The organism is Flagellimonas sediminis (assembly GCF_010500845.1).
GTDB lineage: Bacteria > Bacteroidota > Bacteroidia > Flavobacteriales > Flavobacteriaceae > Flagellimonas > Flagellimonas sediminis.
The window spans coordinates 233896-245549 of sequence record NZ_JAAAMI010000005.1; the positions used below are offsets into that span (position 1 = coordinate 233896).

Genomic DNA, 11654 nt, shown 5'->3' on the forward strand with positions numbered 1-11654 from the left:
TTGTAACGGATTTAAAATCAACAATATATGAACCGGAGTTATTAACAATTGTTCATAAAAAAAAGCACCCGAAGTGGATGCTTTTTCAGATGCGGTGCTAATTGGATTAGCCCCTAACTTCTTTGATACGGGCCTTTTTACCGGTAAGACCTCTAAAGTAGAAGATTCTAGATCTGCGTACTTTGCCTTTTTTGTTTACCTCGATTCGTTGCAAAGCAGGCATGTTGATAGGGAAAATCCTTTCTACCCCAACGGTACCTGACATTTTACGAATAGTGAAGGTTTCGGTTGCACCACTTCCTCTTCTTTGGATCACAACTCCTTTAAAGAACTGGGTACGTGTTTTTTCACCTTCCTTGATTTCATAATAAACAGTGATGGTATCACCGGATGAAAATTCTGGGAAGTCTTTTTTTGGAACAAATTCGTCTTCAACAAATTTTACTAACGATTCCATTGTTTGTTTTTTTAGTGTTTACCAGAACCAACTTTCACGTATCTCGTCAGAGGTTGATTTTGAGACTGCAAAAGTAATGCAATATTTAGAATTGGCAAGGTGTTTTTTGATTTTTAGTGGAAGGCTCTTATTTTAATAGGTCGGGCCTTCTTTCTTGGGTGCGCTCCAAGGATTGCTGTTCCCTCCATTTTTCGATCTCGGGCAAATTCCCGCTCAATAATATTTTAGGGACCTCCCTTCCTTTGTATTCTGCCGGTCTCGTATATACGGGAGGTGCCAAAAGGTTGTCTTGGAAGGTGTCGGTAAGGGCAGAGGTTTCATCGTTCAAAACCCCTGGGAGTAGCCGTATAATGGCATCACATAGGATGGCGGCTGCCAATTCGCCCCCGGAGAGCACATAATCCCCGATGGAAATTTCCCGGGTTACGAACATATCCCTGACCCGTTGATCCACTCCTTTGTAGTGTCCACATAAAATGATCAGGTTTCCCTTTAGGGAAAGTTCGTTGGCCATTCGTTGGTTCAGAGTGGCCCCATCTGGGGTCATGTAGATGATTTCATCATATTCCCGTTCGGCTTTTAATTGGGAAATACATTTATCAATGGGTTCCACCATCATCACCATTCCAGCACCGCCCCCAAACTGGTAATCATCAATCTGCCTATACTTTCCCGTGGCGTAATCCCTTAAATTGTGCAAATGGATTTTCACCAAATCCTTTTCAATGGCCCTCTTTAAAATAGATGCTTCAAAAGGACTATTTAAAAGCTCCGGGAGTACGGTAATGATATCGATCCGCATGGACATGGTTGCTGAATTTTAGTTCGCCCCAAAAGTAAGGAAAGCTGAAACAATGTTCGGATATAAAAAAGGCTTCCGGAAGGAAGCCTGATCATATTATTTTTTCTGTTTGTTCAATTCGTCCTGTAACTGGCGGCTAATTTTTTGCTCGCGCTCCAAGGCCCGGCGTCTATGGGTCTCATATTCTTCTTCCAATTCCGCAAGTGCCGATTTGGCCTGTTGCGTTAAAAAATTACTGTTTCTAAAGCGGTAAATGAAGAAAAGCAACAACAACAAGAGTCCAAAAATGATGGACCACAAAATCAAATTATAGGCCCCTTTGCTGATCAAGGCCCCAAAGAAGGAAATACTATCCTTTTCTTCGGTCACGTTGTTCAAATTATTGGTGGTCTCCTGTAGCTTGTTGTTCAGGTCCTCGATTACTGCATTATTTGCATTTATGGTCCCGGTCAGGTCCTTGATAGTTTTATTGGCCGTACTGATGGTATCAAAAATATTTCTTTTGATATCGTTGAGGCTCGATAATTTAATGACCTCGTAGGCCACTCCATTGGTAGACTTGTAATTTGTGGATACCCGTTCCAAGTCTTCAAACTGCCCTTTAAGGGTAGTGTCCGTGGACTCGGATGTTTCGTCTTCCTGCGCTTGTACCCTAAAAATGGGGATGAGTAATGCTAGTACTAAAAGTGTTCGTAAATGCTTCATGGTCAAATATATTCTCGTAAAATTTAGATTAAGGGTAAAACGAAAGTACACCATTAAACCAAAAATCAAAAGAAAAACCTGATTCCTGGAGAGGTTAATCCGGGTTACCCGATCTTAATAGTACGTATAACGCCTAACCTTGGCTATATATTTCGCCAAGCGCACAACTTGGTGTGAATATCCGTATTCGTTATCATACCATATGTAGAGCACAACACTTTTACCGTCCGCGGAGACCAGGGTTGCCTTACTGTCATAAATAGATGGGGCAGAGGTGCCTACAATGTCCGAAGAAACCAATTCATTGCTTAAGGAATACTTGATCTGTTCCACAAGATCACCTTCCAATGCATATTTTTTTAATATGGTGTTGATGCCTTCTTTGGAGGTCTTGTTTTTTACCTCCAAATGTAAAATGGCCAAAGAACCATTGGGTACCGGAACCCGAATGGCGTTGGAGGTCAGTTTCCCTTTTAATGAAGGAAGAGCTTTGGCAACCGCCTCTCCCGCGCCTGTTTCGGTTATTACCATGTTTAGTGCCGCAGCACGACCCCGTCTGTATTTGCTGTGCATGTTGTCTACCAAGTTCTGGTCATTGGTATAGGCGTGAATGGTTTCCAAATGGCCTTTTTTGATACCCAAGGAATCCTCGATAACCTTTAACACAGGGGTAATGGCGTTGGTGGTGCAAGATGCTGCGGAAAAAATCTTGACCTTGTCTGGGTCAAAATTTTTATGGTTTACCCCATGGACCACATTGGGCACTTCCTTGCCCGGCGCAGTGAGCAACACTTTCCCGGCACCGTTGGCGTCCAAGTGACGGGATAGGGCCTTTTGGTCCCTGAAAACTCCTGTATTGTCTATGATCAGCGCATTGTAGATACCGTATTTGGTATAGTCGATATCTTCTGGTTTACTGGCCTGGATGAGCTTTACTGTGGTACCGTTGATGATCAAGGCTTCATTTTTTGCATCCACATCCACGGTACCTGTAAATTGCCCGTGAACGGAATCCGTTTTGAGCAAAGCGGCTCTTTTTTCCAGCATTTCCAGGGTCAATTCGTCACGGACCACAATGGCCCTGAGCCGGAGTTGGCTCCCTCGTCCCGTTTTGGCCATCAGTTCCCTGGCCACAAGTCTTCCGATCCTGCCAAATCCATAAAGGACCACATCTTTTGGTTTGATGGCCTTGGAGGTCTGTGCGTCTTTCAATTTATCGATGACAAAAGCCTTCACATTCAGGTCATTGTTTTCATCGGAATGGAATTCGTAGGTTAATTTACCGATATCCAATTTGGCGGGAGGCAGGTTGATATCATTGATGGCCCTCAATATTTCTACTGAATCGAAAATGGAAATGGGTTTCTGTACAAATTCCCCTGCATATTCGTGCAGGTTGATGATATCACTGACGTTTTTGTCTATGATCTGGTTTTTGAACAAAACCACCTCAATGGCCTTGTCATACCAAAGGTCGCTAATGATTTTGATGAATTCCGTAGTTGCCTTTCTTCTATCTGCTTGAAAAGCAAGCTCTTTTTCATAATTTTTAATATCACTCATGAATCAAATCTGTACTGATTGGGTTGAAAATTTCGGCTAAATTAGATATTTCAATCGTTTTCGTAAAAGAAATTGAACATAAAAAAAGACACCCTTTTACAGGTGTCTTTACGTTTTTTTTCCTCACTTTTTCTATTGTAGGATCATATGTTCTTTTTCACCATTTTCGTTGATCATGGTAAAACTGGTCCTTCCATATCTTGAGATTTCACCAAAATACCTTTTGGCGTCATCAATATTGTTCACTTCATTGCCATCTACCTCAACGATAATTTTGTTTTTGAGGCCATATCGGCCATAGGCTTCAGGTACATCTGTAATCTTCACACCCTTGGATACCCCAAATTTCTTTTTATCCTCTTTGGAAAGATTCTTTACGGTAAAACCTGTTGCAGGCAGTAGAATGCTGGTTTGTTTGGTAAGGGTTACATCCTTGGTAATGTTCTTGCCGTTCCTTTCTACCATTACCTTGATCACATCCCCTGGGCGTTTGGAGGAAAGATAGCCAGTAAGTTCCGAAAATTTATGAACGGATAGATTATCCACTTGTTTAATGATGTCCCCTTTCAAGAGTCCTGCATTAGCGGCACCGGATTCTTCCGTCACTTCGGAAATGTAAACACCTTCAAGGTCATCAATACCCAATTCGGTAGCGGCTTCAGGGTTAAGGTCGCCCCCTTTTATGCCTAAAAGTCCTTTTTGCACATTCCCGAACTCCATGATGTCTTCCACTACTTTTTTGGCAATATTACTGGGAACGGCAAAGGCATATCCTACGTAAGAACCGGTCTGGGAGGTGATAGCGGTATTGATGCCGATCAGGTCCCCATTGGTATTTACAAGGGCTCCGCCACTGTTTCCAGGGTTCACGGCAGCATCAGTCTGAATAAAGGATTGTGGTTTTTGAGGTGATAACGATCTTGCTTTAGCACTCACGATCCCTGCGGTTACTGTAGATGTTAGGTTGAAGGGGTTTCCAACGGCCAAAACCCATTCCCCGATCCTTGCATTGTCGGAATCACCAAAAGCCAAATAGGGGAGGGATTCCTCGGAATCAATTTTTAGAAGGGCAATGTCGTAATCTTCATCGGCTCCAATGACTTTGGCATCATATATTCTATTGTTGTTCAGGGTAACCTGCAATTGACTTGAATTGGCGATCACATGGTTATTGGTCACGATATAACCATCTGGGGAAATGATCACCCCGGAACCCGTTCCAACCTGCGGAACTTGCTGACGTTCAAATCCATAAAAAAAATCTGATAGGCTTGCAGGCCCTTTACTAATGGTCAGGTTTTTTACGTGTACCACAGAATTCACGGTTTTTTCAGCAGCCAGGGTAAAATCTACCTCATTGATTCCGGCCCCTTTTGCCGAGGTCGGCAGGTTGCTTGTATTGATTATGGGGTTTTCTTGGGCGGTGGTCACCCATTTGTAATTTTCTTTTTCGAAAAACATTTTGTACGCCCCTAAGGTAATCGCCCCAGCAAAAAGGGAGACTAGGAACAAACTGGCTATTCTCTTCATAATTCGATAATTATTTAACATTTAGCTCCAACAAAATTAAAGGAAATCAAATTTTTCATTTGTTTGTTTAACGCTGTTTTAACTCCAAAAAAATCCTTAAAAAATACCCTAAATTTGTTCCTTTGTAGCAAATGATGAAACTACAGTTTTTTAAATATCAAGGTACGGGCAATGATTTCGTGATTTTGGACAATCGTGAGGGCAGTTTTCCCAAATCCGACACCCAATTGGTGGCTAAGCTCTGTGATCGCCGTTTTGGGATTGGAGCTGACGGCCTCATCTTGTTGGAAAATGACGAAACAACCGACTTTAAAATGGTGTATTACAATGCAGACGGTGAGGAGGGTAGCATGTGTGGAAACGGTGGAAGGTGTTTGGTGGCCTTTGCACATTATTTAGGGATTGTGGACAAAGAGACCACCTTTAATGCGGTGGACGGTTTGCATTATGCAGAGGTTGAAGGCGACATGGTGAACTTGAAAATGGTGGATGTGGACCAAGTCCATGAAAAACCTGCCTATAGTTTTTTGGATACAGGCTCGCCCCATCATGTACAATTAGTGAAGGACCTAGGTCATTTTGATGTACAGAAGGAAGGAAAAAAACTGCGTTACGGTCTTTACGGAAAAACAGGAAGCAATATCAATTTTGTGGAGCAGGAAGATGAGGAGACCTTTCAAGTAAGAACCTATGAAAGAGGTGTGGAGGATGAGACCTTTTCATGCGGTACAGGGGTTACAGCTGTGGCCCTTGCCATGCATACCGCTGGAAAAACGAAAGCAAACCAGGTCCACATCCATACCTTGGGTGGCGATTTGGCCATCAGTTTTGAACAACGCGCTGGGGGCTATACCAATATTTTTTTGAAGGGTCCCGCCATACAGGTCTATAAAGGAGAGATTGAATGTTGAAGCTAAGAGGGGATAAGGTTGTATTGCGGGCTTTGGAACCGTCCGATCTGGATTTTCTTTACCAGTTGGAAAATGACACTTCCATTTGGGAAATAAGCGGTACCCTAAAGCCATACTCCAAAAAAGTGTTACAGCTTTATCTGGAAAATGCCCATCGGGATATCTATGAAGTAAAGCAGCTTCGTTTGTGCGTTTGCGATCTGGAAGGGGAATGTATAGGTTTGATTGACCTTTTCGATTTTGACCCCAAAAACCAAAGGGCGGGTATAGGTATTGTGATCGCCCATCCAGAAGATCGTAACAAGGGTGTAGGGGCCGAGGCCCTGTCATTGCTTTGCAAGTATGCTTTTTCGGTTTTGGACCTACATCAGCTTTTTGTCAATATATTAGAGAACAACCAATCCAGTATTCATCTATTCGAAAAAATGGGTTTTGAAAGGATCGGAGTCAAAAAAGAATGGATCAGGACCAGTTCAGGGTTCAAAAATGAAATCATGTTTCAAAAGATAAATTCGAATGAATCTTAAACGCGTACTTTGGGCCACGGCCATTTTGGGATTATTGATCTGCGGGTTCATCGCGTATCAAATTTACAGTGCCATTTTTAGCCCCAATACCCAGTTCAACAATGAGGAAGCGTTTGTTTATATCCATTCCGATGCCTCTTTTGCCGACGTTAAAGAATCCTTAGAACCTTTATTGAAGGATATTTCTTCGTTTGAAGCTGTAGCAAAACGCAAAGGGTATGTTGCCAACATTAAACCAGGTAAGTATGCTCTAAAAAAGGGGATGAACAACAATGAGATCATCAACACTTTACGAAGTGCCAACTTACCCGTTAGGGTTTCCTTTAACAATCAAGAATCATTGCAGGATTTGGCCGGAAGGATTGCGGAACAGATTGAGGCTGATAGCGTTTCTCTGCTCCAAGCCTTCAATGATCCTGGTTTTTTGAATACATCCCATTTTGATGAAGATTCCAAATTGGGGATGTACCTGCCCAATACATATGAATTTTTTTGGAATACCAACGCCAAAAGTTTCAGGGACCGCATGTTCAAGGAATATGAGCGTTTCTGGAACGAGGAGCGACGTGCCAAAGCCAAAAATTTGGGGCTCACCCCAAATCAGGTTATAGCCTTGGCGGCCGTTGTTCAAAAAGAGACCGTTAAATCGGATGAGCGTCCACGGGTTGCCGGGGTCTATCTGAACCGGGTTAAAAAAGGAATGTTGCTTCAGGCCGATCCAACGGTTATCTATGCCATTAAAAAGGAAACGGGTAATTATGATACCATTATCAAACGTGTGTTGTATCGAGACCTTGAAATGGATTCCCCTTACAATACCTATAAATATGTGGGAATTCCCCCTGGCCCGATTACAATGCCGGACATCTCTTCCATTGATGCCGTTTTGAATCCCGAAAAACACGATTATCTCTATTTTGTGGCAGACGTTTCCAACTTCGGATACCATATGTTTGCCAAAACCTTGGAGCAACACAACCGGAATAAAGTGCAATACACCCGATGGTTGAATGAGCAAAAAGTGCTCAGATAATCCTCCTTGACGTTAATTTTCAGCCTTTTAACGGATTTTAAGCCTCATTTAAGAAAATCTTATGAGCTTTATAACTGTTAAAAAAATGTCTCCCCCTATATTTGCCGGCCGAAATTTTTTTCTGGACCCAGGTCTGGAAATCTTAAATAGGAACTATATGAAAAGATGGATTAGAATTGCTCTACATCTTGCCATGATCGTAGTTTTGACCAGTTTTGGTACGTACACCATAATGAAAAAAGGGGATTTTACGGTTCCTGATTCATTGAAGGTAGAGAACGGGTCTGAAATCTTTGCACCATTGGATTCCATTACGGGTCTTGATGTTGATGAAGTAACCCCTCCTTTTTTGGGTAAAGCCTACAATGGCTTCAAAGAGGCACTGGCCTTTAAGGAATCCCAAGGAAGATACCACGTAGTAAATACATTGGGATATTTAGGAAAGTATCAATTTGGAAGTAGCACCCTTAATTTGATGGGCATCTATGACATGGAGACTTTTTTGGATAGCCCCGAACTTCAAGAGAAGGCTTTTGCAACCAATATTGCCCGTAACAAATGGATATTGCGTAGGGATATCAAACGTTTTATGGGTAAGAGGATAGGTGGTGTGGAGGTTACCGAATCAGGTATTTTGGCTGCGGCCCATTTGGCCGGAGCCGGAAACGTGAAGAAATATTTACGTTCTTATGGACAAGAAGATGTGACGGATGCATACGGAAGTAGTATTTCGTATTACTTGAAAAAGTTTGCGGGTTATGATATTTCCAAAATAGAGCAGAAAAAAAACGCCAAAGTGTAGTACACGCATCCTAAAAGATGAAAACCCGGAACAAAGTTCCGGGTTTTTTTATGCATGTAAAATATAGATGGTAGGTCTTTTGTCCAGATCCAGTTCAATCTCGCCCCATTCATGAACGCTCTTCGTTTTAATGAATTCTGTGGGCAGGGTAATATCGCACGCTATGCACAATCGCGTAGACTTATGTAATATTTTTAGGAGATCTTTTAAAAGTTTATTGTTGCGGTAAGGGGTTTCCATAAAAATTTGGGACTGCCCCTTTTCCAGGGACGTACGTTCCAATTGTTTTACCATATTTTTCCTTTCTGCAAGGTCTAAGGGCAGGTAGCCGTTAAAGGCAAAATTCTGCCCATTCATACCACTTGCCATCATGGCCATGAGTATAGAAGAAGGACCCACCAAGGGAACCACCTGTATCCTTTTCTCGTGGGCCACCCGGACCACATCTGAACCTGGGTCGGCAATGCCCGGACAGCCTGCTTCGGACAATACCCCGATATCAAATCCATGTATGCAGGGATCTAAATAGGAAGGGATCACCGCCGGGTTGGTATATTTATTCAGGGGTTGCAGCTTCAGGTTGGGTTGTGGTTTGCTGGGACTGATTCTTTTGATGAAACGCCTTGCGGTTTTCTCATTTTCAACAATATAATGATCGATCCGTTCAATGGTTCCCTTTATGGAAATAGGCATTACCTCCAAAGGGGCATTGTCTCCCAATGTTGTAGGAATCAAATATACTTTACCGACCACTAAACCTGGCTTAGGCTCTTGCATAGGTTCAATTTAGCTTTTTTGCAATGGCCTCACAAGCCTTATCGATCATTTGGTAGACTTTTTCAAATCCATCCTCACCTCCATAATACGGATCTGGTACTTCGTCAATACCCAAATCCACTTCCTCCAATAGCAATTTTATTTTACTGGCACCCATTGCATTGGCCGCTAAACTGGCCACCGTGGAATAGTTGCTTCGGTCCATTACATAAATGTGATCGAATTCCAAAAAATCTATAGCTGAAAAGCGTCGACATTTTTGACGACTAATATCCAACCCATATTTTCTGGCTACGGCAATGGATCGGGAATCTGGGGGATTGCCCACATGATATCCCGCGGTACCGGCAGAGTCCACAAAAACTTTATCAGGATCTACTTTGGATTGTAAAATGCCTTCGGCCAAGGGTGATCTGCAAATATTACCCAAGCAGACCATCAAGACTTTGGTTTTCATAAAAAAGGGATTAGTTCCTAACTGAACTTTTTGTTCAGGTCGTCGATGTATTTGCGGAACTGTTTATCGGTCTCGGCCAAGTTGTCCACAGTTTTACAAGCGTGCAAAACAGTGGCATGGTCACGTTTTCCGATTTGGGAACCGATACTGGCCAAGGAGGCCTTTGTGAATTTTTTGGCAAAGAACATGGCCAATTGCCTAGCCTGTACAATATGCCTTTTCCTCGTTTTAGATTGCAGGGTGGCCACATCCATTTCAAAGTAATCGGACACTACTTTTTGGATATAATCTATGGAAACCTCACGCTTGGTATTCTTGACGAACTTCTCGACCACTTGTTGAGCGAGTTCCAAGGTCACCTCCCTTTTGTTGAAAGAGGATTGGGCGATCAAAGAAATGATGGCACCTTCTAACTCACGGATATTGGTCTTGATGTTCCTTGCAACATGATCGATGATGTCATCAGGCATTTCAACACCGTCCCTGTATAATTTATTCTTAAGGATAGATACACGTGTCTCATAATCAGGACTTTGTAATTCTGCTGAAAGCCCCCATTTGAAACGCGACAAAAGGCGTTGCTCAATATCCTGCATGTCCACAGGTGCCTTGTCCGACGTTAAGATTACCTGCTTGCCATTTTGGTGCAAATGGTTGAAGATATGGAAGAACACATCCTGGGTTCCTGATTTACCGGATAGGAATTGTACATCATCAATAATGAGCACATCTATCAATTGGTAAAAGTGGATAAAATCGTTACGGGTGTTCTTCTTTACAGATTCAATATATTGTTGGGTGAATTTCTCCGCGGAAATATAGAGTACCGTTTTCTCGGGATACTTGTCCTTGATCTCAACCCCAATGGCGTGGGCCAAGTGGGTCTTTCCCAAACCAACACCACCAAATACCAAAAGTGGGTTGAAAGAGGTACCTCCCGGTTTGTTGGCAACGGCCATGCCTGCCGATCTGGCCAAACGGTTGGAATCCCCTTCAAGGAAATTGTCGAAATTGTAGTTTGGATTGAGCTGGGACTCTATTTTGATGTTTCGTATCCCAGGAATCACAAAAGGGTTTTTCAGTTCGGGGCTTTTGGAGGTGATCGGAACATCCAATTCCTGTGGTCCAACAGAGGTTCTGTTAGAACTTGGGATCTGTTCCGTAAAGGGTTCCTTGTTCCCATATTTGTTCTCCATCTTGATGATGTAGATGAGCTTGGCATTGGCTCCCAGTTCACGGGTCAGGGCAACCTTCAAAAGCTTCACATAATGCTCCTCCAACCACTCGTAAAAAAACTTGCTTGGCACTTGAATACTAAGTGCCTTATCGGTCAACTTCATGGGCTTGATCGGTTCAAACCATGTTTTGAATGCCTGCGGTTGGATATTATCCTGGATAAAAGCCAAACAGTTGTTCCATACGGAATTAGCAGTCACACTCATGAAGTTTTTCCTTGTTTTAATGGTTAGCTTTAATACTTAAGATTAAACATCTAAAGGGTAGCAAGATGCTTATTGGATGCGACAAATATGTGAACAATTCTTTTAAAAAAAAAATCAATTTGTCATTGAATCTCTTGTTTTTTTTTCGCATGTTACCCCCGCAAAAAGCAAGCCTCTAAATATATAATTTTTCATTTACAAATGGGCGTTAATTCACATTCTTTTCGAGTAAGATACGCAGAAACAGACCAAATGGGAGTGGTTTATCACGGCAATTATGCCCAATACCTTGAAATGGGTAGGGTAGAGTGGTTACGAGCTCTTGGGGTCACCTATAAAGGCATGGAGGAAAGTGGTATTATGTTGCCTGTAATTTCCTTACATATTGATTATAAAAAATCTGCCCTCTACGACGATCTTCTTACAGTGGAGACCCGGTTGAAAGCCAGACCATTGGTTAAGATCGAGTTCGATTATAAAGTGTTCAACGAGGCCGGAGATTTGTTGGCTACCGCGCATACCGTCTTAGCATTTATGGACAAAAAAACAGGAAAGCCAATCAAATGTCCTGATTACATTTTAGAGCGATTGGAAGATTAATTTTTTTAGAGACAAGAGACAAGAGACAGATGAATCTTATTTCTGGTA

The 11654-nt window shown here is 42.4% G+C and carries 13 protein-coding genes; 5 read left to right on the forward strand and 8 right to left on the reverse strand.

What is annotated here, in order from left to right:
- Positions 1–106: 106 nt before the first annotated feature.
- From rplS to GTK07_RS11860, 5 genes are all read right to left on the reverse strand, one after another.
- A complete protein-coding gene (gene rplS, locus GTK07_RS11840; protein WP_163635448.1) occupies positions 107–457 on the reverse strand; it encodes a 50S ribosomal protein L19 in 351 nt (116 codons plus the stop codon).
- A 127-nt stretch (positions 458–584) separates the two neighbouring features.
- Entirely contained in the window at positions 585–1259 is a 675-nt protein-coding gene (gene trmD, locus GTK07_RS11845) for a tRNA (guanosine(37)-N1)-methyltransferase TrmD (RefSeq protein WP_163635573.1), read from the reverse strand.
- Between the two features lie 96 nt (positions 1260–1355).
- Positions 1356–1964, reverse strand: coding sequence for a tRNA (guanine-N1)-methyltransferase (locus GTK07_RS11850; RefSeq protein ID WP_163635449.1), 609 nt, complete (start codon positions 1962–1964; stop codon positions 1356–1358).
- A 114-nt stretch (positions 1965–2078) separates the two neighbouring features.
- A complete protein-coding gene (locus GTK07_RS11855) occupies positions 2079–3527 on the reverse strand; it encodes a glyceraldehyde-3-phosphate dehydrogenase (protein WP_163635450.1) in 1449 nt (482 codons plus the stop codon).
- A gap of 132 nt (positions 3528–3659) precedes the next feature.
- Positions 3660–5057, reverse strand: a complete 1398-nt coding sequence (locus GTK07_RS11860) for a trypsin-like peptidase domain-containing protein (protein ID WP_163635451.1) — start codon at positions 5055–5057, stop codon at positions 3660–3662.
- A 134-nt stretch (positions 5058–5191) separates the two neighbouring features.
- On the opposite strand from GTK07_RS11860, the gene dapF reads away from it, so the two are divergent.
- From dapF to GTK07_RS11880, 4 genes are all read left to right on the forward strand, one after another.
- Positions 5192–5968, forward strand: a complete 777-nt coding sequence (dapF, locus tag GTK07_RS11865; protein ID WP_163635574.1) for a diaminopimelate epimerase — start codon at positions 5192–5194, stop codon at positions 5966–5968.
- Complete coding sequence (locus tag GTK07_RS11870) at positions 5962–6495, forward strand: GNAT family N-acetyltransferase (RefSeq protein WP_163635452.1); 534 nt, start codon at positions 5962–5964, stop codon at positions 6493–6495. Before dapF ends, GTK07_RS11870 begins: the two co-directional genes overlap by 7 nt.
- On the forward strand, positions 6485–7528 hold the full coding sequence (gene mltG / locus GTK07_RS11875) for an endolytic transglycosylase MltG (protein ID WP_163635453.1): 1044 nt from the start codon (positions 6485–6487) through the stop codon (positions 7526–7528). The genes GTK07_RS11870 and mltG overlap by 11 nt, the downstream gene beginning before the upstream one ends.
- A gap of 157 nt (positions 7529–7685) precedes the next feature.
- Positions 7686–8330, forward strand: a complete 645-nt coding sequence (locus tag GTK07_RS11880) for a lysozyme family protein (RefSeq protein WP_163635454.1) — start codon at positions 7686–7688, stop codon at positions 8328–8330.
- 48 nt (positions 8331–8378) lie between these two features.
- Here GTK07_RS11880 and GTK07_RS11885 read toward each other — a convergent pair whose 3' ends face one another.
- Genes GTK07_RS11885 through dnaA form a run of 3 tightly spaced genes read right to left on the reverse strand, consistent with a single transcriptional unit; the run spans position 8379 to position 11006 of the window.
- The gene (locus GTK07_RS11885) at positions 8379–9107 is read right to left on the reverse strand and encodes an SAM-dependent methyltransferase (protein WP_163635455.1); all 729 of its coding nucleotides are present in this window, start codon (positions 9105–9107) and stop codon (positions 8379–8381) included.
- A gap of 4 nt (positions 9108–9111) precedes the next feature.
- Positions 9112–9564, reverse strand: coding sequence for a low molecular weight protein-tyrosine-phosphatase (locus tag GTK07_RS11890; protein ID WP_163635456.1), 453 nt, complete (start codon positions 9562–9564; stop codon positions 9112–9114).
- A gap of 17 nt (positions 9565–9581) precedes the next feature.
- On the reverse strand, positions 9582–11006 hold the full coding sequence (dnaA, locus tag GTK07_RS11895) for a chromosomal replication initiator protein DnaA (RefSeq protein WP_163635457.1): 1425 nt from the start codon (positions 11004–11006) through the stop codon (positions 9582–9584).
- A gap of 201 nt (positions 11007–11207) precedes the next feature.
- On the opposite strand from dnaA, the gene GTK07_RS11900 reads away from it, so the two are divergent.
- Positions 11208–11606 carry an acyl-CoA thioesterase gene (locus GTK07_RS11900; protein WP_163635458.1) on the forward strand — a complete coding sequence of 133 codons (399 nt, stop codon included), beginning with the start codon at positions 11208–11210 and terminating at the stop codon, positions 11604–11606.
- Positions 11607–11654 lie beyond the last annotated feature (48 nt).